The 25,387-nt window shown below is 45.2% G+C and carries 20 protein-coding genes; 16 read left to right on the top strand and 4 right to left on the bottom strand.

Annotated features, from left to right (window positions below):
• Window positions 1-7 precede the first annotated feature (7 nt).
• Genes PUW25_RS21760 through PUW25_RS21745 form a run of 4 tightly spaced genes read left to right on the top strand, consistent with a single transcriptional unit; the run spans window position 8 to window position 5,148 of the window.
• Window positions 8-1,132: a GerAB/ArcD/ProY family transporter gene (locus PUW25_RS21760; RefSeq protein WP_047913689.1), complete on the top strand. Its 1,125-nt coding sequence runs from the start codon at window positions 8-10 to the stop codon at window positions 1,130-1,132.
• Window positions 1,116-2,306: a Ger(x)C family spore germination protein gene (locus PUW25_RS21755; protein ID WP_047913690.1), complete on the top strand. Its 1,191-nt coding sequence runs from the start codon at window positions 1,116-1,118 to the stop codon at window positions 2,304-2,306. The genes PUW25_RS21760 and PUW25_RS21755 overlap by 17 nt, the downstream gene beginning before the upstream one ends.
• 18 nt (window positions 2,307-2,324) lie before the next feature.
• Window positions 2,325-3,914 carry a spore germination protein gene (locus PUW25_RS21750; RefSeq protein ID WP_238546478.1) on the top strand — a complete coding sequence of 530 codons (1,590 nt, stop codon included), beginning with the start codon at window positions 2,325-2,327 and terminating at the stop codon, window positions 3,912-3,914.
• Between the two features lie 19 nt (window positions 3,915-3,933).
• Window positions 3,934-5,148, top strand: a complete 1,215-nt coding sequence (locus tag PUW25_RS21745) for a Ger(x)C family spore germination protein (RefSeq protein WP_052512258.1) — start codon at window positions 3,934-3,936, stop codon at window positions 5,146-5,148.
• Between the two features lie 20 nt (window positions 5,149-5,168).
• Here PUW25_RS21745 and PUW25_RS21740 read toward each other — a convergent pair whose 3' ends face one another.
• Together PUW25_RS21740 and PUW25_RS21735 are read right to left on the bottom strand one after the other, a co-directional pair.
• Window positions 5,169-6,269, bottom strand: coding sequence for a GerAB/ArcD/ProY family transporter (locus PUW25_RS21740; RefSeq protein ID WP_047913691.1), 1,101 nt, complete (start codon window positions 6,267-6,269; stop codon window positions 5,169-5,171).
• Between the two features lie 132 nt (window positions 6,270-6,401).
• Window positions 6,402-7,793, bottom strand: a complete 1,392-nt coding sequence (locus PUW25_RS21735) for a phosphodiester glycosidase family protein (RefSeq protein ID WP_052512259.1) — start codon at window positions 7,791-7,793, stop codon at window positions 6,402-6,404.
• Window positions 7,794-7,972: 179 nt separating this feature from the next.
• Here PUW25_RS21735 and PUW25_RS21730 point away from each other — a divergent pair, with 179 nt between their 5' ends.
• Complete coding sequence (locus tag PUW25_RS21730; RefSeq protein ID WP_047913692.1) at window positions 7,973-8,692, top strand: DsbA family oxidoreductase; 720 nt, start codon at window positions 7,973-7,975, stop codon at window positions 8,690-8,692.
• Between the two features lie 223 nt (window positions 8,693-8,915).
• On the top strand, window positions 8,916-9,098 hold the full coding sequence (locus PUW25_RS21725) for a GapA-binding peptide SR1P (protein WP_047913693.1): 183 nt from the start codon (window positions 8,916-8,918) through the stop codon (window positions 9,096-9,098).
• Between the two features lie 91 nt (window positions 9,099-9,189).
• Here PUW25_RS21725 and PUW25_RS21720 read toward each other — a convergent pair whose 3' ends face one another.
• Window positions 9,190-10,356, bottom strand: a complete 1,167-nt coding sequence (locus PUW25_RS21720) for a cation:proton antiporter (RefSeq protein ID WP_047913694.1) — start codon at window positions 10,354-10,356, stop codon at window positions 9,190-9,192.
• A gap of 428 nt (window positions 10,357-10,784) precedes the next feature.
• On the opposite strand from PUW25_RS21720, the gene PUW25_RS21715 reads away from it, so the two are divergent.
• The 3 genes from PUW25_RS21715 (at window position 10,785) to PUW25_RS21705 (ending at window position 12,764) form a co-directional block, all read left to right on the top strand.
• Window positions 10,785-11,348 (top strand): DUF420 domain-containing protein, encoded by a 564-nt coding sequence (locus PUW25_RS21715; protein ID WP_047913695.1) that lies wholly within the window; start codon window positions 10,785-10,787, stop codon window positions 11,346-11,348.
• Window positions 11,349-11,477: 129 nt separating this feature from the next.
• Window positions 11,478-12,386, top strand: a complete 909-nt coding sequence (locus tag PUW25_RS21710; RefSeq protein ID WP_047913696.1) for an aldo/keto reductase — start codon at window positions 11,478-11,480, stop codon at window positions 12,384-12,386.
• A 51-nt stretch (window positions 12,387-12,437) separates the two neighbouring features.
• The gene (locus tag PUW25_RS21705; RefSeq protein WP_047913697.1) at window positions 12,438-12,764 is read left to right on the top strand and encodes a thioredoxin family protein; all 327 of its coding nucleotides are present in this window, start codon (window positions 12,438-12,440) and stop codon (window positions 12,762-12,764) included.
• Between the two features lie 68 nt (window positions 12,765-12,832).
• Here PUW25_RS21705 and PUW25_RS21700 read toward each other — a convergent pair whose 3' ends face one another.
• Window positions 12,833-13,606 (bottom strand): undecaprenyl-diphosphate phosphatase, encoded by a 774-nt coding sequence (locus PUW25_RS21700; protein ID WP_047913772.1) that lies wholly within the window; start codon window positions 13,604-13,606, stop codon window positions 12,833-12,835.
• Window positions 13,607-13,903: 297 nt separating this feature from the next.
• Here PUW25_RS21700 and PUW25_RS21695 point away from each other — a divergent pair, with 297 nt between their 5' ends.
• The 7 genes from PUW25_RS21695 (at window position 13,904) to PUW25_RS21665 (ending at window position 25,152) form a co-directional block, all read left to right on the top strand.
• A complete protein-coding gene (locus PUW25_RS21695) occupies window positions 13,904-15,640 on the top strand; it encodes a cache domain-containing sensor histidine kinase (protein WP_274338236.1) in 1,737 nt (578 codons plus the stop codon).
• Entirely contained in the window at window positions 15,633-17,171 is a 1,539-nt protein-coding gene (locus PUW25_RS21690) for a response regulator transcription factor (protein WP_274337504.1), read from the top strand. Before PUW25_RS21695 ends, PUW25_RS21690 begins: the two co-directional genes overlap by 8 nt.
• A 209-nt stretch (window positions 17,172-17,380) precedes the next feature.
• A complete protein-coding gene (locus tag PUW25_RS21685; protein WP_047913699.1) occupies window positions 17,381-18,364 on the top strand; it encodes an ABC transporter permease in 984 nt (327 codons plus the stop codon).
• A gap of 16 nt (window positions 18,365-18,380) precedes the next feature.
• A complete protein-coding gene (locus PUW25_RS21680) occupies window positions 18,381-19,289 on the top strand; it encodes a carbohydrate ABC transporter permease (protein WP_047913700.1) in 909 nt (302 codons plus the stop codon).
• Between the two features lie 247 nt (window positions 19,290-19,536).
• Entirely contained in the window at window positions 19,537-21,240 is a 1,704-nt protein-coding gene (locus tag PUW25_RS21675) for an ABC transporter substrate-binding protein (RefSeq protein ID WP_274337503.1), read from the top strand.
• 622 nt (window positions 21,241-21,862) lie between these two features.
• Complete coding sequence (locus tag PUW25_RS21670; protein WP_274337502.1) at window positions 21,863-23,563, top strand: ABC transporter substrate-binding protein; 1,701 nt, start codon at window positions 21,863-21,865, stop codon at window positions 23,561-23,563.
• A gap of 239 nt (window positions 23,564-23,802) precedes the next feature.
• Window positions 23,803-25,152, top strand: a complete 1,350-nt coding sequence (locus PUW25_RS21665) for a GH1 family beta-glucosidase (RefSeq protein WP_047913703.1) — start codon at window positions 23,803-23,805, stop codon at window positions 25,150-25,152.
• The last annotated feature ends 235 nt before the right edge of the window (window positions 25,153-25,387 follow it).

Raw genomic sequence — 25,387 nt, 5'->3', positions numbered from 1 at the left:
GCCTACAATGAGCAGCAATCTGAAAAAGGCAGAAGATCAAATAACAACGACCCAGGCATCGGTTTTTGTAATCAACTACATGCTTGGGGCCGGCATCCTGACGATGCCAAGGACGATGGCCAAGGCGGTCGGAACACCGGATGTCTGGATTTCAGTTCTCTTGTCAAGCGTAATCACCTTTGCTGCAGGCATCATTATAGCGCGTTTATGCATGAGATTTCCCGGGAAGACCGTGTTTCAGTTCACGCGCGAGATTACGGGGAAATGGATTGCCTATATCATCTGTTTTTGCATTATCAGCTACTTTGTCACCATTTCCGCCTTTGAAATCCGGGTGATGGCGGAAGTTACCCGGCTGTATCTGCTGGAAGCAACCCCGGTATGGTCCTATGTCATGATTTTTATGTGGGTGGGCTTTTATTTGGTAATCGGCGGAATTAATCCGATTGCGCGGCTGTATCAGATTATCCTGCCGATTACACTGGTCATTTTTGTCGTTATCATCCTGCTCAGTGTCCACTTGTTCGATATCAACAACCTAAGACCTGTACTTGGAATGGGAATCATGCCGGTCATAAAGGGGATCAAGCCCTCATTGTTTTCATTTACCGGATTTGAAGCCATGTTAGTCGTCGCGGCCTATATGAAGCATCCAAATAAGGGAGTAAAAGCAGTCGTTTACGGCATATCAGTACCGCTGGTCGTATACTTGATTACCGTCATTATGGTCATTGGCGGCTTGTCGCTGGATGGCACTTTAACCAAAACCTGGCCCACGCTTGATCTGCTGCGCAGTTTTGAAACCGAAGGTCTTATCTTTGAGAGGTTCGAATCTCTACTGCTCGTTATTTGGATCATGCAGATTTTCTCAACGTTTACCATTACACATTATGCTGCCTCCCTTGGTGGTGCCCAGCTGTTTAAAGGACGTAAAATTACACCTTTTCTACTGCTGCTCTTGCCCGTCAACTATGTCATCGCGATGCTGCCGAAGGACATTAATGAAACGTTCATCCTTGGTGATATTCTGGGCAATTTCTCACTGGTGCTGTTCTGCGGACTTCCACTAGTTCTTCTCATCATTAGTCTCATACGTAAGAAAGGAGGGAAGCAAAGTGAACAACCTGCGTAAAGCGCTCAAGCTGATGGCCATATTTATCCTGACCGTCTGCTTGTCGGGCTGCTGGAGCAGCCGGGAGATTGAGGATTTGAGAGTATACGTTGGCGTCGGACTGGATGTGGCGGATGAAACAAAATTTGAAGAAGAGGTCAATAAGCGCGGAGGACATTATCCTAAGAAGAATGTGATAACAGCTACGGTACAAATTGTGCCGGGAACGAAATCGCAGACATCTCAGGGACAGAGCGGCCAGGCAGGTGAATCATACCTTAACGAAAGACTCACCGGCGATTCCCTTCTGCAAATATTTAGGCAATTCTCGCTGAGAAGAGATCGCCCTCTGATCGGCCATCATTTGAAAGTAATCGTCATCTCTAGTGAATTGGCTGCGAAATATAGCTTGGAGCAGCTGCTTGATTTTATATTACGTGATAATGATATCCGGCCCAGTACCCTAGTTCTGATCAGCCAGCAAAAAGCGATTGATGTGCTGAGTGCCAGTCAGCCAGGTGAAGTTCCGGCCTTTAATCTGAGAGGGCTTGTCCGTAATCGGCAGCGTACGAACCGGATTCTGCCTGCCGTTTCACTTGGGAAGCTGGAAGGATTAATGCAGTCCAGACAAAGCTTTGTATTGCAGAATGTCATCATGGCAGAGAATGAATTGAAATTTGTCGGCGGTGCGCTTTTTGAAGGAGATACGAATAAATATATTGGCAGGCTGAATCAAGTGGATATTGAAGCGATTTCCTGGATAGAGGGGAGTCCGGGCGGGGTGCTCAAGACTTATTCGGATAAGGGCGATACGATCGTATATGAGATTGCTTCAATTAGCAGCAAAATTACTCCTAAGCTGGAAGGAGACGAGCTCTCTATTCATCTTGATGTGAGATCAAAGGGAAGATTGATTGAGGATTGGAGCTATCCCGAAGAGCCCACTGATTCAGAATATATTGTAGAGCAGGAAAAGAAATTCAATGAAACTGTAAAAAATGAAATCAAAGTACTGCTGGACAAGCTGCAGCATACATATCATGCCGATGTAGTCGGTTTTGGTAAGGAAGTCCGTATTAAATACCCGGGATATTACAACAAGGTAAAGGAACGATGGGATGAAGTCTTTAGCGAAATTCCTGTCACTTACGATGTGGATTTGGAGATTGTGGATTATGGATCAACATTGGAATAACCAGAAGGAGTGGAGAGGATGAATCTGCTGCAGAAGCTGGCAAGAAGGATCATCTTAGGGAAGGGTTCCGAACAACCAACAGGTGCTTCAGGAATTACAAATGAGAATAGACCCTCTGAACCCCATCACAGTCTGGAGAGGAATCTATCAATGAACGAACAACAGCTTCGCCAGTCCTTCTCCCAATGCTCGGATGTGGTGTTTCGGAAGATTCCTCTTCCAAATTCGCAGGAGATCCTGATTGTATTTATTGATGGGCTGGTTGATACGAAGATGATTGATGAGAGCATTCTGGATCCGATCATCCTCGGCAGCTCGAAGGAAGGAGATGCGGCATCGGACCCGGAACAGCTGATCCTCACCCAGCGAATTCCTTCGGCAAACATGAAGAAGGTAGTCAGCTTCACGGAAGTAGAGAAGGGCCTGCTAAGCGGGAATGCGGCTATTTTGATGGACAAGATGCCTTCTGCGCTCATGATCGATATGAAGGGAGGATCCGGTCGAAGTATCGAGGAGCCTACCTCGGAAGGGAGTATTCGGGGACCAAGGGAAGGGTTTACGGAAACGCTGAGACAGAACACAGCCATGGTACGGCGCAAGATAAAGAGCCCCAAGCTCAAAATGGAGTCCATGGTCATAGGCGAATATACGCAGACGGACATCGTGATCTCCTATATCGAAGGCATTGCAAAGGAAACCGTGCTGCAGGAAGTCAGAAGCAGGCTAAAGGATATCCAGATCGACGCCATTCTTGAATCAGGCTATATTGAAGAGTTTATTCAGGATGCGCCATACTCCCCTTTCTCTACCGTTCAGAATACAGAAAGACCGGACACCGTGGCGGCAAGTCTGCTCGAAGGAAGAGTGGCTATTTTTACAGACGGCACCCCGTTTGTACTGATCGTTCCATTTACCTTTTGGGCCGGCGTGCAGGCAGCAGAGGATTTCTACAATCCTTATCTGTACGCCACAGCTACCCGGATTATCCGTATTCTTTTCTTGCTGGCTTCTTTGTTTCTCCCTTCGGTATTTATAGCCATTGTCAATTTCCATCCGCAGATGCTTCCGACAAGCCTTGCACTCAGCTTCACCCAGGCGAGAGAGGCTTCTCCATTTCCCATGGTGATTGAGGCCTTCATTATGGAAGGTGTATTTGAGGGGCTTCGGGAAGCGGGTATACGGCTGCCGAAGGCGATTGGTTCGGCGGTCAGTATTGTGGGTGCACTCGTTATCGGTCAAGCTGCCGTTCAGGCAGGCATCATATCAGCGCCAATTGTCATCGTCGTGGCGGGTACCGGCATCGCCTCCTTTACCGCACCGCGCTACAATGTTGGATATGCGTTTCGGATGCTGCGCTTTCCACTTCTTCTCTGTGCAGGGGTGTTCGGATTGTACGGCATCACCATCGGTACGCTGGCGATGCTGCTTCACATGGTCAGTCTCCGCTCCTTTGGTGTTCCGTATATGAGTCCGTTGGCACCGGTTGCTTCGGTGAATATGCAGGATATGATCTGGCGTAATCCACACTGGGCGATGAATAAGAGACCGAATCTTATCGGCTCCCGGAACCCGATACGTACTCCAAAGGGCCAAAAGCCCAAACCGTAAGTCAGGAGGCGATTTGGATATGAGAAAAGCATACAGATGGCCGGCGGTAATCGCCATGCTTCTACTAATGACTGGCTGCTGGGACAGCAAGGAGCTGAATAATCAGGCTTTTGCTCTGGGTGGAGGCATAGACTATGTTCCGGACCAGGGGTATAGGGTAACTAATCAGTTCGCGCTGATCTCAGGCGGAGGTGCGGAAGGGGGGGACAAGCAGCAGGATTATACAGAAGTAGGGGAACCGAAAAGCACGATTTATGAGGCTTCCAGCTATGTCCAGAATAAAGTATCCCGCATTATTAACAGAGGACATCGAAGGACACTGGTAATGGGTGAAGAGCTAGCCAAGATCGGTTTGAAGGATGTTATAGATATTTATAGCCGCTATCCGGAAACACCGCTCAGATCAGACATATTCGTTGTAAAGGGAGGGCTTGCGTCTGATTTTCTGAAGAGCAAAACTCCGTATGGAAATCAGGCTGTCAGAGAGTATTACAAGCTGCATCAGTCCCATCGCGAAGTGGCGGATATTACCTTTCTTAATTTGCTTCGCTCTGTTAACTCGGACTCTATGGGAGGTGCCGTTCTCCCTGCTGTAGAAAAAGTACCAGAAGCCGAGGGGAAAAAGGAAAAAACGGTCATGCCTTACCGCTACATCGGAAATGCGGTGCTCGACAACAATTTGAAACTGCGCGGGTATTTGGATAACCAAGAAGTCGGGTATTTAATGTGGTTTCTCATGAGAGAACGAAGCGTTTCGGTTACCGATCTGACCAGTGACATCGGCGGGGAGGGAGCGATAAGTGCAGAGATTAAGAGCTTGAAGAGCAGATATCGTCCGACATTTGAAGGCGACAATGTAGCGATGCATTTCAAGCTGAGTGGGGATGCTCATATAAATGAAAATAATTCTGGACTCGATCTGTATAATGCAGAGGTCATCCGGAGGATGGAATGGGAAATAGGTCAAGAGATTGTCAAGGATGAACAGGAGCTGATTCGCAAAATACAGAAGGAGCTCAGAACAGATGTTTTAAATGTTGGTGATTACTTATTCCGCAACCATCCCGAAGAGTGGCGTAAGCTGCAGCCACGCTGGGAAGAGCTGTTCCCTGATATGAAAATTACAGTGGAAGCGCACGTTACCATTAAGAGCTTTGGCGTTACCGGTGCTTCCCCACAGCTCAAGGAAGAGGAAGTGGAGCAGAAGGGAACAGGCAGCGAGAATGCTTCATAAAATAAACGAGAAATCGGCCCTTAGCGGGCCGATTTTAATTTATGCCGGATCAGGCTGATGATGAAGAGCAGGAGTGGAAGTCCAATATATAGAGGGATCCAGACATAAGGCGTAACGACCTGGAAGCTGATAATGCTGAGATGTTCTGTCACATTGTTGTCCAGTGTCATGCCAAGAATCATGATCAGTAGAACGGCTGGAAGCATAAGACGGCGCCCTTTCTTGAGACGCAGCAACATTTGAATGCCTGTCAGCGCAGCATACATTTTAATAACGAGTTTGAAATATGCTGTGCTGATCATGGTTACGACCGCAAAGGGATTCAGATTTGTAATAAAGCCCTGAATGTTGACCATGCCTGACAGGGAGTAAAATGGGTAGACGAGACGCTGAAACAATACATCGCCAAACACCGTAATCGAGAAGATATCCAGCAGCAGGATGAGCAGGAAGACAAATGCCGTTGAGATCAGAGTGGCCTTCCATACCTTGCTTTTCTTATCTACCATCACCCATATCATGGCAAGGGCAATGCTTTCTCCATAGGTTTGTGTAATTCCCTGAAGGATTGTCGTCTTAATGACAGGGTCCCATCCCTTCCATAAGAGCGGCTTCAGCATTTCCCAATTAACAATATCAGAGAACAGAAGGAAGATCAGCTCAAGGAAAAACAGCCCCAGCAGGATGGGAAGCAGAATCTGTCCGAGCCGGGATATGTTCTCTATGCCAAGTATGAGCCCATATAAAGCGAGTGCGCCGAACACAATAATAAGGACAAGCGGTGGAGTGTTGGGAAGAATGGTGGTCGGCACCAGATCCCTCAGATCACCAATAATACGGGCAGCATCCAGAAGAAATACACAAGGATACAGCATGGCGATCGGAAAGCCGATCCATTTGCCGAATTGGCGGGGGAACCATTCCACCAGTGTCAGCCCCGGGTTAAGCTGCATAATCCCCAGATACATGGCAACCAGCATGATTCCGATAATGAAAGACAATAGGGTAACCATCCAGGCATCTCTTCCCACGGTCGCTTCAAAGGCATAAATGATGGTCGTGCCAAACTGAAATAGAAATGTAATGGAGAACAGCTGGTATGCTGAGATTTTAGTATTCATGTAGTAGGCTCCAGATTCAAATATATATTTCTATTATGTACATTAGAAGTGGGCTGTAATCTTGTTCTATGAAAAAGAACCCCTCGCCAAAATGGCAAGGGGTTGCTAAACACTTGATTCGCTTATTTCATGCTACCACTTTAAAGAGCTTCCGAACACGAGACCATTGCTGATCAGTCTGCCTGGTGAAGTGACAGTATTACCATTCGCAACCATGCCCGAGGAAGCACCGCCATCCATATTCATCGCCTGATAAGCTCCCAGCTTCAGCATGATATTGCCCCACTGTTTGATCGTAGCCCCAGGGACGGTTGCCAGTACAATCGTTCCGTCCTTCTTGATGGCAATCCCGCTTCTCGCACCGCCATCCGTTAGAATTTTGGAGCTGCTGAACCCTTCGGCTGCCGGATTTACGGCAAGCTTGCCGTCTTTTACTAGTCTCGGACCTGCACCAATAGCCGTATGGACATTAGACCAGTTGATATCTTTATTATCCTCATTATAGTAGCTGATGCTGTAGTCTACATAGCTTCCTTTTTTGAATCGTGCAGCAAGCATGTCCTCCTCCTTGCCTGTAAATACAAGCACATATCCGTCGCTTGGAATGGCTGCATTTGTATTTGGCGCGACTTTGTTAACGATTCCTTTGCGAACCGTAATCGCTGTCCCGTAGGAGAAGCCTACATTTGCCCCACGTTTCGGTGTATACATAACGGCAGATGTTTTCCCTTTGGTCGGTGTGCGATTAACGAAGTAGACATACCAGCTCTGTGCTCTATCATCTGCAGCCTTGACGGTACCGCGTACGCGAACGCGAAGTGTATCCATAATCGCAGATCCATCCCACTTGAAACCGATGGTTGTGCCTGTATTGCCTATATGCTCAATAATCCCATCGCTGATGATCATGCCATAAGGATCGGGAATACCACCGTAAGCTTCAAAATAGGTTCCATTTATAGCAGCAGATGCGTTATATGCTCCGGCAATGGAAGACAGCGATTTGACCGCGCCTACTCTATGATTGGCAAGACCGGCAGTGACTGGTGTTCCTTTTGGCAAGGTGACGGTCTTCACGCTGAAGGTTCTGCCTGACACACTGACTTTTTTCGTCGCATAGACGGCCTTGGCTTTAGAAGCTCCTTTTGTGACGGTCACAGGCAGCTTGAGCTGACCTTTGTAGCCTGGAGTGACGACCTGGATTAGAATGTTCGTAGAACCCTGCTTTACAGGGATAACAACACCTTCCTGATTGACACGGGCGATGGCTTTGTTGCCTGAAGCATATACGACCTGCACTTTTTCCGACATTTTAAGCTTGTTTTGAATCGACTCACGCTTATCCAAGGATAAAGTAATGGATTTGGTTGGATAAGTTAGGGTCACAGCTGTTGTCTGACTGCTTGCTGCTTGTGCTATTCCCGAATAAGAGATGCCTGAGGAGACAGGGACTGCCAGAGCTAATGCAGCCGTAAGCAGAAGAGCAGCTGATTTTTTGGCATAGGTTTTGGTAAAACTTTTCATGATGCAGATATTTCCCCCTTATGTATGAAAAATAAGTATGCTACTAGGTTGTTATCGGTAGAGAACTCCAAAAAACTTACATATTCTTCAAAATGGTAGAAGAGTTGTGCATAGCTCCATCTGTATGCTATGATTTGGTTACCAATAGTAAGTAACAGAATATTAGGAGGTTTAACAGCATGAAAGTAGAAATTTGGTCGGACTTTATGTGTCCTTTTTGTTATATAGGTAAACGTCGATTTGAGGAAGCGCTTGAGTCTCTTCCGTTTCGTGAATCCGTAGAAGTGGTGTACCGCAGCTTCGAATTGAATCCGAATGAAGCAGTGGATACTAATCAGACAACGTATGAATCGCTCGCAAGCAAATATGGAACAACAGTTGAGCAAGCCAAAGCGATGACAGCGAATGTGGTAGAGCAGGCACAAAGTGTAGGGTTGAATTATAATTTTGATCGAATTAAACCGACGAATTCATTTGATGCCCATCGTCTGGCTCATTATGCAGCGAGCAAGGGCAAAGACAAGGAAATGGTGGAGCGGCTCCTAGCTGCTTATTTTGTAGAAGCACAGCATGTCGGCAGTAAGGAAGTGCTGGTGAAGCTGGCTGTAGAGCTCGGACTGGATGGCGAGGAAGTCAGAGCTGTGCTTGAAGGAGATCAATACAGTGAGGAAGTCCGCAGTGACGAGAGACAAGGGGCGCAGCTTGGCATTCAAGGGGTTCCATTCTTCGTTATTGACCGCAAGTATGGCATCTCCGGGGCACAGCCGCTCTCTGTGTTTAGTCAGGCACTCACTCAGGCTTGGTCCGAAGGCCAGCCGCTGCAGGTGATCGGGAATACCGAGGATGCTGCTGTATGCACCGATGATTCCTGTGTGATTCCTGGAGATGAGAACAAATAACAACATATCAATAATTCAGCGATTCGGGCTCTTTCTAGAGCTCGGATCGTTTTTTTATTAGGTAGATTAAAATGAAATCCGAAATTTACAGGCATAAATCCTGATAACGCTTACTATATATAATGGTGTAAGAGGTTATGCTACACTCCAGTAGCTGTCAGGAACACTTGTTACTCGGAGGAACCGCATCAATCCTCACCTTACAATCAAGGAGGTACTTGTAGTGGAGAACAATAAGGGCTCAATTCCGCTGGGTGTTATTTTATGCCGGGACTGCCACAATGAGCTTGGCGTACAGGAAACAAATCGTGTACAGGTTTTTTATTCAAACTGCGGATCAGTCCACTGTAAGGAGAAGCGATTGAATTCGGAATATGAGCAGTATCTTGACGGTGATAATCCATAACTCATCATTCTTAGTGATCTCACTATAAAATACGCGGGCAATAAAAAGAGCAGAGGGCGGCATTGAATGCGCACCCTCTGCTTTTTTATTACTAGATGGAAGAGGCTTCTTTTTTGCTGGCTCGTTTCTCTGAGAACATGATTTTAAGCAGCGGTGGTGTTACCAGGGTTGTTACAATCACCATGATAATGACCGAGGTGTAATACTCGGTAGCAAGCAGTCCCGAGCTGAGACCTGTTCCTGCGATGATGAGAGCAACTTCTCCCCTGGAGATCATGCCTGTTCCTACAGCAAAGGAAGAATGTCGGTTGAACCCGGTCAGACCAGCACCCAGCGCGCCGCCTAGCAGCTTGGTTATAATCGCAATCACACTGATGACGATAATAAATCCAATCTGAGATCCGACTCCTTCAAAGTTGACATTAAGCCCGATATTTACAAAAAACACAGGGACGAACAAGCTGTAGGCGATGGGCTCCAGTTTGTTCTCTACCGTATGCTTGTAGTCGGTTTGCGAGATGGCGATACCTGCAGCGAAGGCTCCAATAATCCCCGCAACGCCCATCCACTCAGCGAAATAGGAGAAGGCAAGTGCGATAATGACACCGGCAGAGATGACCGTTTCAGCCACCTTCAGCTTCGACAGCCATTTCATAAGAAGTGGAACAGCCCAGATGGATGCTGCAATAATAACGACAAAGAACAGAACCTTCTTGCCGATCAGTGTCCCGATGCTGACAGATTCTCCAGCTCCGAGTACACTCATCATGACAGCTAAGAGGACAACGACGAGAATATCGTCGACAACGGCAGCACCAAGAATCGTCGTGCCTTCCCTGGAATTAAGCTTGTTCATCTCCTTAAGCGTTTGTACAGAAATGCTGACGGAGGTTGCACAGAAGAGCAATCCGAAGAACAACGCATGATGCTGATCCATGCCGAAGGCGACAGCTGATCCATAGCCGCCAAAGAAGGGGATGATAACCCCGCCAACCGCAACGGCAAACGCCGCCTTCCAGTTTTTTCGCAGCTGATCCAGATCGGTTTCCAGACCTGCGATGAACATGAGGATGAGTACTCCAATCTCCGCAAATTCTTGTATGAATGAAGTCTGATGCACCCATCCAAGTACTGCGGGTCCGAGGATAACCCCGGCGATCAATTCCCCCAGTACAGATGGCTGTCCCAGCTTCACGGACAGATGCCCTGCCAGTTTGGTGAAGATAAGAATGAGTACAAGATGCAGAATAAACTCCATAGTGATCTCCTTTCTAAGTTCAATTGTAGAGTCTGCGAGCGAATCACAACGAAGTTATCATAAAGATATATTGTCCGGACAGCACGGGTTGTAATCCAATCCAGGACAAGAAAAAAGACATATCTGGCGTAAGGAGCCGTTGATATGCCTCAAAAAAGACAGAGAGATACCTGGTGTGCCAGACTCCCCCTATAAATAAAACTACGTATGTGATTGTGAGCAATAACTCAGCTTATTATACTGCTTGCAATCGAGATTGAAAAGACATGTTTTTTCGGAAGGACGATTATATAGTATAAATCTATGCTATGAAACAGAAGCTAGAACCCGTATAGAGTGATTGTTCGAAGTGTTGTCACTTAACACCTAGAGTATGGCAGTATATAATTATAAATAGCATTTACTCACAGAGGAGGATACGCGTAAGTATGGGCAAAAATCTCGGGGAAGGCGGATACGTCCCGACGAGCAAAAAGAATTTCGCGGGAATTATTTTAACCGTTTCCCTTATCGCAAATATTATTATTTTGGTACTATTCTTCGGTCCCGTCGGCTACAGTGGTGAAATCAGCTTTGATTATACGATTCTTCCAAGAATCAATGCGGTCCTGAACAGCTTTACTTTTATTTTTCTGGTCGCAGCCCTGATTGCCATCATGAAGAAGAATATTACAATTCACAAGGGCTTTATTCTTGCTGCATTTACTTCCACACTATTGTTTTTGATAACCTATTTAACGTTTCACTATATATCGCCTGAGTCTGCCAAGTTCGGGGGAGAAGGGATCATTCGCCCTATATACTTTACGATTCTGATCACCCACAGCTTCCTGGCGGCTGTAATCGTCCCTCTAGCCTTGTTCTCCCTGGTATGGGGCTGGACGATGCAGGTGGAGAAGCATAAGAAGATTGCACGCTGGACGATGCCGATCTGGCTCTATGTAAGTATTACTGGGGTTATCGTTTATCTGTTTATGGCACCTTACTATTAATAAAGAATATGAAGAGGCCGGAATTTCCTTCTGTCTGGAAGGAGATTCCGGTCCATTTTTTGTTTAATGTTAAGGACATGCTACAATAGAATCTCATTGATATTTCGTCATAGAGGAGGGAAATGCACCGTGAAGAAGAACAGACTCGGTTCATCAGATCTTTTTGTAAGTGAGATTGGACTAGGCTGCATGTCGCTCGGGACAGATGAGAATCAAGCGGTATCGCTTATTCATGAAGCACTCGATCGCGGCGTTAATTTTCTGGATACAGCGGATATTTATGATGATGGACGAAATGAAGAAATCGTAGGCAGTGCACTGAAAGGCCGCAGACAGGATATTATTCTGGCTACCAAGGCAGGGAACGTTCGTGTCCCCGGACAGTCCGGTTTAACCTGGGATCCAAGTAAACATCATATCCTGTCCGCGGTCAAAGAGAGCCTGCGAAGATTGAAGACGGATTATATAGATTTGTACCAGCTGCACGGAGGTACGATAGAAGATAACATGGAAGAGACGATTGAAGCGTTTGAACAACTGAAGCGGGAAGGTGTGATCCGTTATTACGGAATATCCTCAATTCGGCCTAATGTAATCAGGGAGTATGTTCAGCGTGCTCAGATTGTCAGTGTCATGAGCCAATACAGCCTGCTCGATCGCCGTGGTGAGGAGGAGGTGTATCCCCTGCTTGCTGAATATGGAATCAACGTAATTGCGAGAGGACCGGTTGCGAGTGGTGCGCTTGCCGATGGCAGAGATGACAAAGCAGCAAAGGGCTTTTTGAATTATTCAGGGGATCAGATTACTGATATTCGTCATCAGCTTCGTCCTCTAGTGAATGAGCAAAGAAGTATGTCCCAAACGGCTATTCGTTATGCACTTCATCATCCAGCGGTAGCGACTGTCATTCCTGGTGCAAGCTCGCGGACGCAGCTGCTTGAGAATATTGGTGCCGCAGAGGCCCCTCTGCTCACAGAGGAGGAATACGAACTGCTTCGAGAAATGACCAGTGCTAACCTATATACGCAGCACCGTTAAGGGTCAGCTGATATATTATATAACGAGAACCATAAGAGAGGAATTTGCAAAATGGAGAGAATACAAACAGAAGAACAATACAGAGAGCTTATTCAAGGAGATAAGCTGACCGTCATCAAATTTGATACGACATGGTGCCCGGATTGTAAAAATATGGACCGGTTTATTGGCGATGTCATCGACCAGCATCAAGATAAAGAGTTCTACGCTATAGATGCAGAGAAGCTTATGCCGGTGGCCGACGAGAACCAGGTCCGGGGTATTCCAAGCCTGCTCGTATTCAAGAACGGAGAGAAGATTGCTCATCTGCATAGTAAATGGGCAAAGACTCCTGCTCAGGTGTCGGAATATCTTGAAACACTAGAATCCAAGCAGTAAAATAGTCGATTTCGTACCCGATGAAGAGCCCTCCCTGCTGTGTGATCGAACAGCAGGGAGGGCTTTTTTTACAGAACGAAAACAAAGATGACCAGAGCAAGTCCGAAGCGATAATAGGCAAAGGTCGACAGCTTGAGTCTTTTTAATAAATGAAGAAAGGTTCTTATAGCGAGCATGCCCACAGCGAAAGAGGTAATCAGTCCGGCTGCAAAATAAGGGATATCGCTGACAGACAAGTAGGATGCGCTCTTCATGAGATCTAATAGAGTTGCAGCAAACATGATCGGTACGGAGACGAGAAAGGTGAACTCTGCAGCTGCTGTATGGCTGACTCTGGCTAACAGCCCGCCGGATATCGTTGAACCGGATCTCGAGAAACCGGGCCATAATGCGAGGATCTGAAATAATCCGATCGTGAATGCCTGCTTATAAGTAATATCGTCAATCGTAACCGCTGTGGGCTTCTTGTGCCATTTCTCAGCAGCGATCATCAGCAGGCCCCCGGCAACCAGGCTGTAAACGACCGTTTCGGGTCCGAACAAGTACGCTTTGATGACATCGCGCAGCAGCACGGCGGCAACTCCAGCAGGCACCATCGCGAGGAAAATATGGAGCAGGTTCAACCGCGGAACCGTGCGGTCTAACGGTTTGATTTTGAATAAACCAATAAAAGTATGCCAATATAATACGACAACGGCAAGCACTGCACCAAGCTGGACAACAACCTCGAAGGTTTTTACACTTTCCTCATCGGTAGATAAGCCAAGCAAGTGAGCAGTCAGGATCATATGTCCGGTTGAAGACACAGGTAAGAATTCAGTCAGGCCTTCAATAATCCCCATAATAATGGAAGATAAAATATCCACGGCATGTCCTCCTTAAGTCACTTGGGATGTGTGAATACGGGCTCAGAGCAGGAATTGATCTTTATATACTACTCGTCTCACCGGGAAGACAGAACCAGTAGTAATTGTTGTTTTATGTCGAAACTAGTCACTTTGCACGTCGTCATTTTGTGATATGATAGGTGAAGCAATCTCTCTTTTGTGTAAGCGCTTAGAATAGATATAGGGGTGAATCCTTTGCTGTCATGGCTTGTACGGCTTAACAATAATACGAAGCTGAAGCACAAGCTTCTGATGAGTTACGTTCTTGTCGTCATGATTCCTGTGCTGATTATCGGCATAGGGGTGACTTATTATTTTCGACAGCAGGCGATGGATCAGGCAATAGAGCAAGCTCGAAACAACGTAGACCGGATTAAGAATCAGGCCTCCACATTTCTCAGGGTGCCGACAGATATATCTAATCTCCTGCTGTTCAACAAGGAGCTGGAGACCGTTGTGAATACGGAATACTCGAGCATTCTTGAGCTGACGAAGACTTACCATGCCTTTGATCTGTTCAATGAGTATCTTCAGCAGTACCGAGAGCTGTCTGCGATTCGATTCTTCACTTATAATCCGACCCTCGTGAACAATCTGGAGTTTATCCCGGTGACGGATCAAATTGAGGATACCCAGTGGTTTAATCAAGCCGTTCATGCCAGAAGTATCGGCTGGTTCTATGTACCTTCGACTCCGGATAATCCGGCGGATGCCCTGGCGCTGGTCAGAAGGGTGCATTTTCCTGAATATCAAAGTCAGGGTGTGCTGATGGTACTGATTAATCGTTATGAGATCAACAACATATTAAGTCAGGAACCCTTTGACACGATGATTGTTGACAGTCAGGGATATATTGTTGCAGCCAAAGATATAAGCTTGGTCGGACAAACCTTCGACAGTTTGGATATCGAAGTGGATCTTAACAGTCAAAAGACGGGAATTATTGATACAGATGTCAAGAATGAGCCCTCCAAAATTATTGTTGATGAGCTGCTGCCGGCATCGAGCATGAATGGATTTCAAATTGTATCGGTCTTCTCCAACAAGAGCATTGTTAATGATGCGAATAAGATCAGCTTGATCGGCATGCTCTTTATCGGTTTGGTGCTGCTGGTAGCACTGGTATTTGTCTACGTTATTTCGTTCTTAACGACAAAGCGTATGCTTGGATTAAGCCGCCAGATCAACCGGGTCGCCCTCGGGAATTTGAAAGTCGTATCCAATATTGATGGGAACGATGAGATAGGTCAGCTGTCACGTCAATTTAATTCCATGGTGTCGAGCATTAATCAATTGATGACTCAAGTCGTGGAGACCAGCGAGCAGAACAACCGGCTCGAGATCGCCCAGAAGGAAATCAAGCTCAAAATGATGGCAAGCCAGATCAATCCGCATTTTCTCTTTAATGCGCTGGAGTCCATTCGGATGAAAGCCCATATTAAAGGTGAGGTCGAAATCGCGAATATCGTTCGGCTGCTTGGGAAGCTGATGCGCAAGAACTTGGAGATCGGCAGTGGACATACAACGGTCAAGGCCGAGATGGAGATTGTCCAATCTTATCTGCAGATTCAGAAATTCCGTTATGAAGATCGCCTGAATTTCGAATTGCGGCTGGACAAGTCTGCTGATAAAATATACATCCCTCCGCTGATCATCCAGCCTCTCGTTGAGAATGCGATTGTACACGGGCTTGAGAATCAGGAAGAGGGCGTTAAGGTTGAGGTCGAGATTCAGAATATGGACGAGAAGCTGCTTAAGATATGCGTAAAAGATAATGGCGTCGGCATAACCGAGGAACGGCTAGCGGAAGTGCTAGCTTCCATTGCCGGTCCGGATGAGGAAGAAAAGAGCCGGATTGGCCTAAGAAATGTTCATCAGCGATTGACATTGTCTTATGGCGAAGAGCACGGATTAAATATTCATAGTGAATATGGTGTAGGTACAGAAATTTATTTTACTGTTCCCAAAGGAGGCAGCCTGAATGTATAGCGTAATACTTGTAGATGACGAACCGATGATCAGAGAAGGACTGAAGACGATCATTGATTGGGAAGCACAGGGTTATGAAGTCATTGATACGGCTTCTAACGGACGAGAAGCTGTGGAGAAATATCATGAGCTACAGCCGGATCTGATGATACTTGATATTCGAATGCCTGGAATGACAGGTCTTGAAGTGATAGAACTGCTGTTTAAGGAAGGGAAAAAAGGACATTTTCTCATCTTAAGCGGTCATGCGGATTTTGATTATGCCAAGAAGGCAATCAGCTTTGGTGTAGATGGCTATTTGCTTAAGCCAGTCGACGAAGAAGAAATGATGGAAGAACTGGAACGAATCAAGAAAATGCTGGACAAAGAGGAGAAGATCAAGCAGCGGAGCTCAAACGAAGAGCTGTTTTACAGAGAGCATCTCATCGAGTCCATTATCTTTGACGGACAGGTCTGGGAGGATGAGCAGCTGAAGGAATGGGGGCTATATTCTCCAAGCTATCAAGTACTTCTCCTCGAGCTATATGACGATTCCACTTTATTCCTAACCGAAGTGAAACGGGAAGTGGCAGAGATGCTGAATGCTTCACAGCGCGGAGTCGTATTTAATGCAGGAAAATATGTCGGGATATTGCTCCGGGAGCCGGTGTTGTCCAAAGAGGATGCCCGTCGTTTATATGAAGGGATCGTAACGGTACTCAAACGCTACGCTGCCATGATATATATTGCTGCAGGCCGTCCTGTCGAGCGTTCCCGGGAGCTTGAACATTCTTACCGTGAGGCATTAATTACTATAGAGCGGCGATTCTTCGCAAAGGATAGAAGTATATTGCTCGCCTCCGATGTGCATGAGCCGGATGATAAAGCTGAACAAGCAGTTACGATGAATGAACATGAATTGGCTGATAAGCTGTATTATGCACTGGACATTAGAAGTAAGGACCTACTTACGCGGGTATTGTCTGAGATAGAAGAGATCGTAACTAGGAACCGTTTCAGCGAAGGGGACATCAAAAAAGTAACGGCACAAATAGCTGCTTTGGCTCTAAATAAGTTGTCCTTGAATCATGAAGAAGCCAAAAGCATCGCGACGGAGCATACAGCCATGCTGGCGGCGTTATATCGGCTGCCAACGTTATACGATCTATTAGAGACTTTGAATATTCAATTTGTAAAAGTCATTTCCCAGCTGGGCGGCAACAGCAAGGATACCGTAATTAAGCAAATGATCGATTTTATTAAACGGAATCCTGGCGATCACCTCAAGCTCGAAGTGCTTGCCGAAGTCTTCAATTACAATAGCAGCTATCTAGGCAAGCTGTTCAAGAATTACACGGGGGAATCATTTAACGTATTTGTCGACAAAGTTCGCATGGAGCGGGCGAAGGAGCTGCTGTCAGAGGGTCTTAAGGTCCATCAAGTGTCTGCTACCATTGGATATGCGAACGTAGATTATTTTCATAGCAAATTTAAAAAGTATGTTGGTGTATCACCGTCTACTTACCGGGAGCAATCCAGGGATCAAAGCTAGACGGCTCTTTTCATGAAAACAGAAAACGTTTTTGCACAAAATACGGTAGTTCAAACAGCTCATTTGAATACCCTCATTTTTAGACATTTTATATGACCATTCGACGACACATCTCTAATTTTTATATGAAATTATATTAAATCCATTGGGTATTTCTCTTCAAAATGTTGGAGTATCATTAAGTTATCAAACAGAGGAGGGGTCATTTCATGGAAACGCTAACACAGCCCACTTCCACGGATTCCAAGGAGACACCCGCTACGAAAGCGAAGCGGAAAGGGCCTAATAACTTTTGGAAAACCGTGAAAGACCAAAAGTATTTGCTGCTGATGTCTATGCCTTTCGTTGCATGGGTGTTCGTATTCAACTACCTGCCGCTATGGGGATGGACCATGGCATTTCAAGACTTTAAGCCAGCAAGAGGCTTTTTTGAACAGGATTGGGTAGGCTTCAAACATTTCGTCGAGTTGTTCACTGACGATCGATTCTACCTTGTACTCAGAAATACATTGGCCATGAGTTTGATGGGACTAGTTGTCGGTTTCGTATTCCCGATCTTCTTCGCTATCCTACTCAATGAGCTGCGCGGCAAATTTTTCAAGAGAACCGTGCAAACGGTATCATACTTGCCTCACTTTGTATCCTGGGTTGTTGTAGCCGGGATTGTAACGAAAATGCTGTCCACAGACGGCGGTATTATCAATGATATCTTGGTCGCACTAAATATTGTTGATGAGCCGATTCAGTTTATGGCGCAAGGTAACCTATTTTGGTACATTGTAACCGCTTCCGACTTGTGGAAGGAAATGGGATGGAACGCGATCATTTATCTGGCAGCGATTACAGGTATCGATCAGGAGCTGTATGAAGCTTCCCGGGTCGATGGTGCAAGCCGCTGGAGACAAATGTGGCATATCACATTGCCGGGTATCCGTTCTACAATTTCTGTATTGTTCATCATGCAGATCGGTCACTTGATCAGTATTGGATACGAGAAACAATTCTTGCTAGGAAACAGCTTGGTAACGGACTACTCGGAAGTACTCGATCTCTATGCTCTGAATTACGGTTTGCAGATGGGCAGGTACTCATACGGTACGGCAATAGGTATATTCAACTCTGTGGTCAGCGTAATCCTGTTGTTCACTGCAAACGGTCTCTTCAAGAAATTCACTAAAGAGAGCATCATGTAGAAAGGGGGAAGGAAGCGTGTCTAAAGCTAACAAAGCATTTAACGCCACAACTTCTGAGAAGATTTTTGACGTAGCCAACTATGTTGTTATGGGTCTGATTCTTATAGTGACGCTGTATCCGTTCTTAAACGTACTGGCGATCTCACTCAATGAATCATCTGATACGGTTCGCGGCGGAATCTACTTGTGGCCACGTGAATTTACATTGGAGAATTACAAGACGATATTCCAATATGATGGTCTGATCCAAGGTGCTCAGGTATCCCTGGCAAGAACAATTGTCGGAACCGTGCTTGGGCTCGTGAGCTCATCCATGGTAGCGTACACACTCGCTCGCCCTGACTTTAGAGCGAAAAAATTCGTGTCTACGTTCCTGGCACTTACAATGTATTTCTCTGGTGGTTTGATTCCAGGATACATTTTGATGAGAGACCTTAACCTGATCGGTACGTTCTGGATTTACATTTTCCCAGCTCTGATCAGTGCATTTAATGTATTCGTTATTCGTTCCTTTATTGATGGTCTTCCATATGCGCTTCAAGAATCGGCCAAGCTCGATGGAGCCAATGACTTCAAAATCTATTACAAAATTATTCTTCCGCTCTGTAAGCCGGTACTTGCAACGATCGCATTGTTCCTGGCTGTTGGACAGTGGAACTCCTGGTTCGATACTTACTTGTACAATGGTTCGAAGCCGGAGCTCACGACGCTTCAATACGAGCTGATGAAGGTCCTTCAAAGTACGCAGCAAGGCAGCGGGGCAACAGTTAACGCGAATGACATGGCGCAGCAGATGGCCAATATTTCGCCGGAATCCATCCGGATGGCGATCACTATTGTCGTAACTGTTCCGATCCTCGTGGTCTATCCGTTCCTTCAAAAGTACTTCGTTGGCGGTATGACACTGGGTGCTGTTAAAGCTTAATACCATTCAATGTGGATAGATTGAAGTAAAGAAAAGAACAATATGAACTCTATGATCATCGGGATCTTAGCATTCAGTTCGTAAGTGATACCATTCGTGAATCAATTTCATAATTACCTTGAGTCGCTATGAAATTGATTCCGTTTTATCAAAAATTAGAGAAAATAGAGATAGAGATAGAGACAAATAAAACTTGTTGGATTGGATCAAAAAGATATTGCGTAATTCATTGGGGAGGAACTTTGATATGCCTAGCAAAACAACGAAATTTGCAATTGTACCTTTACTTGGAATGTCTCTTCTGGCGGCAGGATGCGGCGGCGGAAGCAACGGCAGTGGTGAATATGAGGATACAAGTAATGATACTTCACCAATTACATTTGATTTCTTTAGTGCAGATGCTTCACCAAACTGGAATCAAATGCAAGATGCGGTGGGTAAGAAAATTACAGAAGCTACAGGGGTAACGCTGAATGGTGAGTTTGCTGTAACCGGTGGAGGACAAGACCGGGTTGCACTTATGGCAGCAAGCGGTGAGTATCCAGACATCATTTCTGCCAAGGGTGAAGTCAATAAGCTTGTTGATGCAGGTGCCTTGATCGACCTGACAGATCTTATTGAGGAATATGCGCCTAACATTAAGGCATTGTATGGAGAGTACTGGGATCGTTTGAAGTATAGCACTGAAGATGAGTCCATTTATGTACTCCCAACCTATGCAGGTGTAGGACAACAGTATTTCGATGCAACAGGTGGATTCAAGCTGCAGCACCGTGTACTTGAAGAGCTGGGATACCCTGAAATCCGTACAACAGAAGATTTCGAGAAAGCTTTGAAGGACTACATGAAGCTTCATCCGACAACAGATGGACAACCTACGATTCCATTGACATTGGATGCAGACGACTGGAGAATTCAAATTACAGTAACAAACCCGGCTTTCTGGGCAACAGGCGCTCATGACGACGGTGAATATTTCATCAATCCAGACACTTTTGAAGCGATGCTGCACGTTAAACGTCCTGAGGAAAAAGAATACTTCCGTTGGCTGAACAAGCTGTATAACGAAGGTTTGATTGATAAAGAAAGCTTTGTACAAAAATCAGATCAATACAAATCCAAAATTGCAAGTGGCCGTGTGCTTGGTCTGATTGACCAAGAGTGGGGTTATGCGGATGCAGAGAACTCTCTCAAAACACAAGGCAAATACGATCAAACATATGCGACTTTCCCTGTAACCATGTCTGAGGACATCTTGGATCATACGTTCCAGGATACAGGATTCCAATCTGGATGGGGAGTAGGTATTTCTACAACGAACCCAGATCCGGTACGTACAATTAAGTTCTTCGACTATTTGGCTTCTGAAGAAGGACAAATTCTGATTAACTGGGGTATCGAAGGCGAGCATTACAACGTAGATGAGAACGGCCAACGTGTTATTCCAGAAGAAGTGCTGAATGAGAAGAACAACAATGCTGGACCGTTCCAGAAAGAAACAGGTATCAACTTGTACACGAACATTGCACCACACTATGGTGACGGCGTGAAGGATTCTACAGATAACTACTATACAGCTAACTATCCAGAGCAAATCGTCGCTTCCTACTCTGAAGCAGACAAGAAAACGCTGGAGCAATACGGAGCTGAGACTTACAAGGATCTGTTCCCTAAAGAGGATGAGTTCCCTGTAAAACCATGGGGTGCTGCTTATAATATGGCCGTACCATCCGGATCGAGCTACAGCGTAGCGTTCCAGAAATCTCAGGATATTATTAGAAAACGTATCCCAGAAGCGATCTTGACTACACCAGACAAGTTTGATGCTGTGTACGAAACCATGCTGACTGAGCTGGACAAAGCTGGCGTAACTGAAATGGAAGCGGAGTATACTGAGCTGATTAAGCAAAGAGTAGAGCTGTGGAACGGAAGTAACGCAGCAACAGAATAATCTGCCTAAAAAGATGCACAGTTGTTAAGGATAAAGAGACTTTTATAGACTATAAAAGTCTCTTTATCCTATTTTTATGAAAAAATTACATTAAAGCCGATATTCTAATTTAATTTACATATAAAGTAATCGAATATTAATGAAATGAAGGAAGAATTAACCGAAAACGTTTAATAATCTGTGCAACCATAGATTCATGGCAGCATATCGGCATATTTGGGTAGGATGCGTGGTTGGATCGACTGAAGAATGACGTTAAAATTCAAGTTTTTGATATGGGTCAGCTGAACAAAATACATACAGATATCGTTCGAAAAAAGTTATTATTAATAGAAAAAAATAGATTGACTTATTGAGGGGAATTTTATACAATGAATATATTGAAAGCACTTACATTACCTAGTTTCGAAAACGTTCTCCTCAACTTAGATTAAACTCAATTATTAAACTTTTTTCCTCACTAGCTACACAATTATTAGCTTCTCAATCCTTTTTCGGTTTTACTTAAGCGCTTTATTTGTAATATTTAATAATTCATGTTATTTCGTTCTTTTTCATTATCGGTATATACAGGGCAACCTGTTATGCATATAAAAGATTTTTTTAAGGGGGATTACAGCAAATGAAGCACAAAGCGCCAAAGACAATCGCTATGTTGCTGCTTGCAAGCACAATGTTGTTTACTGCTGCCTGCGGAAATACAAATGAGGGTTCAGGCACAGGAACAGAAGCTACTTCGGACTCTACTGAGCCAATTACATTAACTTTCTTCGGTGCGGATGCAAGTCCGAACTGGAACAAGATGCAAGATGCTGTTGGTCAGAAAATTATTGAAGAAACAGGCGTTACAATTAATGCGGAATATGATATTTCCAGCGGCGGCGGTAACGACAAGATCGCTCTTATGGCAGCGAGTGGAGATTATCCTGACCTGATTTTCCCTAAAGGTAACTTGTCTAAGCTGGTTGACGCAGGTGCAATGATTGACATGACCGATTTGATTGAGGAACATGCACCTAACTTGAAGAAGCTATATGAAGGTCAAATGGACCGACTGAAATACAGCAACGAAGACCCTGCTATTTACGCAATCCCAACGAATGCAGGTGTAGGTCAAACTTACTTTGATGCAGGCGGCGGCTTCAACCTTCAGCACAAAGTCGTTAAAGAGCTTGGATACCCAGAGATTAAGACACTCGAAGATTTCGAAAACGCGCTGCGCGAGTACTACGCGAAGCATCCAACAACCGAAGATGGACAGCCAACCATTCCACTTACACTTAGTGCAGACGGCTGGAGAATCATGATTACGGTTACAAACCCGGCATTTGCCGCAACAGGTGCTCCTGACGATGGCGAATACTACATCAACCCAGAAACTTATGAAGCCATGCTTCATTACAAACGCCCAGAAGAGAAAGAATATTTCCGCTGGTTGAATAAAATGTACAATGAAGGTCTTCTAGATAAAGACAGCTTCATTCAAAAAGATGACCAATACAAAGCAAAAATTGCGAGTGGTCGAGTACTTGGTCTGATTGATCAAGGATGGGCATATGGCGATGCGGAGAACGCACTGAAATCTGCAGGTAAGTTCGAAGAGACATACGGTCATTATCCTGTAAGTCTTGATGAGACTTACAAGCGTGCTGACTTCCAGGATATCGGTCTGGATGCTTATGGTATTGGTATTACAGTAAGTAACGAAGATCCTGTACGCACAATCAAGTTCCTTGACTGGCTTGCTTCTGATGAAGCTCAAGTTCTTAATAACTGGGGAGTTGAAGGCGAGCATTATGTTGTAGAAGACGGTGTTCGTAAGATCCCTGCTGAAGTACAAGATCGTAAGAGCAATGACAATGCAAACTTTACAAAAGAAACAGGAATTGGCCTTTACACTGCATTCAGTGCACACTATGGTGACGGTGTGAAGGATCCATCCGGCAACTACTACACAACAAACTTCCCTGAGGAGATTGTTAAGAACTACAACGAAGCTGAGAAGGAAACACTGGCTGGATATGGCGTAGACACTTGGAAGGATCTGTTCCCATCCGAAGAGGACTTCCCAGTTAAAGAGTGGGGCGCAGCTTATAATATGCCAGTACCATCTGGAACGGATTACGAAGTAACCTTCCAGAAGACACAAGACATTATCCAGAAACGTATTCCTGAAGCGATTGTATCTACTCCGGATAAATTCGACCAAATCTACGACACCATGCTGCAAGAGCTTGATAAAGCAGGAGCTGTAGAGATGGAACAACAGTATACAGAGTGGGTTAAGGCTCGTGTTGAATTGTGGACTGGGCAAGACCTGTAATTATAATTAAAAAATAATGTAGTACCTCGCGAAGAGGAGATTAGCTCATAATCTCCTCTTCTTTTTTTACTGTAATCAAGAGTTCTATCATTGACCTTAGGGTGAATATGAACTATAATTTTTATGAATATGTGTAAGCACTTTCATTCAAGGGGTTAATTGAATTCTAATCAGTTAACTTTCATTTTTTGTTTTAATCGAAAACGTTTTAGTAATCTGAATTATTGGGGGAGCTCTAAATGACAATTTTTCAATTTCCTAAAGATTTCAAATGGGGTACGGCTACAGCTGCGTATCAGATCGAGGGAGCGGCTGCAGAAGACGGCAGAGGGCCGTCCATCTGGGATACCTTCGCTAAAACACCAGGTAAAGTATTTAATGGAGATAACGGCGATATCGCGTGCGACAGCTATCATCGTTATGAAGAAGATATTGAACTAATGAAGCAGCTTGGTATTCAGAGCTACCGGTTCTCGGTATCTTGGTCTCGTATTCTTCCAGATGGGGATGGGGAGATCAACCAAGCCGGTCTTGATTATTATCACCGCTTCGTAGACAAATTGCTTGAGAATGGCATTGAACCGTTCTGTACCTTGTATCACTGGGACTTGCCTCAAACCCTTCAAGATGCTGGGGGCTGGGAGAGCAGCAGAACGGTGGATGCTTTTGTGAAGTTCTCAGAGATCATATACCGTGAGTTTAATGGTAAGATCAAGAGCTGGCTTACATTTAATGAGCCATGGTGCATCGCCTTTCTGTCCAATCTGTTGGGTGCACATGCACCAGGCAATCGAGATCTGCAGACCGCGCTGAATGTGGGTCATGGTCTTCTGCTGGCACATGGCAAATCCGTTAAGAAGTTCCGTGAGCTGGGTATAGATGGCAAGATCGGTATCGCTCCAAATATGGAGTGGGCCGTTCCTTACAGCAAGTCTGATGCGGATAAAGCAGCAAGCGAACGCCATATTGCATGGTTTGCGGATTGGTTCCTTGATCCGGTCTTCAAGGGGGAATATCCTCCATTTATGGTTGACTGGTTTGAACAAGCAGGTGCTAAGGTAGACGTTAAACCAGGAGACATGGAGATGATATCTCAGCCGATTGATCACCTTGGAATCAACTACTATACAATGAGTGTTGATCGTTACAATCCGGATGCCGGTGTACTCGGATTTGAACAGGTCGATATGGGACTCGTCCAAACCGATATCGGCTGGCCGGTTGAATCCCGTGGGTTGTATGAAGCACTGCATCATTTGCAGAAGTACGGAAACATCGATATTTACATTACCGAAAATGGCGCATGCATCAATGACGAAGTGGAGAACGGACAGGTAAAAGACTTCCGCCGTATTTCATATTTGCAGCAGCATATCGCACAAATCCACCGCGCTATAACCGATGGCATACAAGTTAAAGGGTACATGGCTTGGTCCATGATGGATAATTTCGAGTGGGCAGAGGGTTATCGCATGAGATTCGGACTTGTTCATGTGGATTATCGCTCACTGGTAAGAACGCCTAAAGAGAGCTTCTACTGGTATCAGAATGTGATCAGAAACAACTGGCTCGAAACGAGACCTGTATAATAAAATAGTGCTGATATAAAGTTGATTTTTCAGGTTAAACCGCCGCAGTTTTTAACTGTGGCGGTTTTTCTTTTTTCACGGTTTACGAGTCATCCAACATTACATAAGTAGATATGCAAATGAAGGTTAATTTTACTTGAGATAGGATGTACCTGCCAGCAAAACGGTCAGAAAATAAGTCAGAAATGTGAAGTGTCAATGAATAAATTCCAGTTATGGATTGTAAAAATAAGGT

Origin of the sequence: Paenibacillus urinalis, assembly GCF_028747985.1 — a bacterium.
Taxonomy (GTDB): Bacteria; Bacillota; Bacilli; order Paenibacillales; family Paenibacillaceae; genus Paenibacillus; species Paenibacillus urinalis.
The sequence above is the reverse complement of the archived record's forward strand: the minus strand, read 5'-3'. Positions and strand labels throughout refer to the sequence as shown.

Excerpts from the sequence above, each read along its gene's own strand:
- PUW25_RS21760 (WP_047913689.1), top strand. The coding sequence starts at position 8 with ATGAGCAGCAATCTGAAAAAGGCAGAAGATCAAATAACAACGACCCAG.
- PUW25_RS21675 (WP_274337503.1), top strand. The coding sequence starts at position 19,537 with ATGCCTAGCAAAACAACGAAATTTGCAATTGTACCTTTACTTGGAATG.
- PUW25_RS21685 (WP_047913699.1), top strand. The coding sequence starts at position 17,381 with ATGGAAACGCTAACACAGCCCACTTCCACGGATTCCAAGGAGACACCC.
- PUW25_RS21700 (WP_047913772.1), bottom strand. The coding sequence starts at position 13,606 with ATGGGGATTATTGAAGGCCTGACTGAATTCTTACCTGTGTCTTCAACC.
- PUW25_RS21745 (WP_052512258.1), top strand. The coding sequence starts at position 3,934 with ATGAGAAAAGCATACAGATGGCCGGCGGTAATCGCCATGCTTCTACTA.
- PUW25_RS21735 (WP_052512259.1), bottom strand. The coding sequence starts at position 7,793 with ATGAAAAGTTTTACCAAAACCTATGCCAAAAAATCAGCTGCTCTTCTG.
- PUW25_RS21730 (WP_047913692.1), top strand. The coding sequence starts at position 7,973 with ATGAAAGTAGAAATTTGGTCGGACTTTATGTGTCCTTTTTGTTATATA.
- PUW25_RS21690 (WP_274337504.1), top strand. The coding sequence starts at position 15,633 with ATGTATAGCGTAATACTTGTAGATGACGAACCGATGATCAGAGAAGGA.
- PUW25_RS21665 (WP_047913703.1), top strand. The coding sequence starts at position 23,803 with ATGACAATTTTTCAATTTCCTAAAGATTTCAAATGGGGTACGGCTACA.
- PUW25_RS21720 (WP_047913694.1), bottom strand. The coding sequence starts at position 10,356 with ATGGAGTTTATTCTGCATCTTGTACTCATTCTTATCTTCACCAAACTG.
- PUW25_RS21750 (WP_238546478.1), top strand. The coding sequence starts at position 2,325 with ATGAATCTGCTGCAGAAGCTGGCAAGAAGGATCATCTTAGGGAAGGGT.
- PUW25_RS21695 (WP_274338236.1), top strand. The coding sequence starts at position 13,904 with ATGAGTTACGTTCTTGTCGTCATGATTCCTGTGCTGATTATCGGCATA.
- PUW25_RS21705 (WP_047913697.1), top strand. The coding sequence starts at position 12,438 with ATGGAGAGAATACAAACAGAAGAACAATACAGAGAGCTTATTCAAGGA.
- PUW25_RS21715 (WP_047913695.1), top strand. The coding sequence starts at position 10,785 with ATGGGCAAAAATCTCGGGGAAGGCGGATACGTCCCGACGAGCAAAAAG.
- PUW25_RS21740 (WP_047913691.1), bottom strand. The coding sequence starts at position 6,269 with ATGAATACTAAAATCTCAGCATACCAGCTGTTCTCCATTACATTTCTA.
- PUW25_RS21670 (WP_274337502.1), top strand. The coding sequence starts at position 21,863 with ATGAAGCACAAAGCGCCAAAGACAATCGCTATGTTGCTGCTTGCAAGC.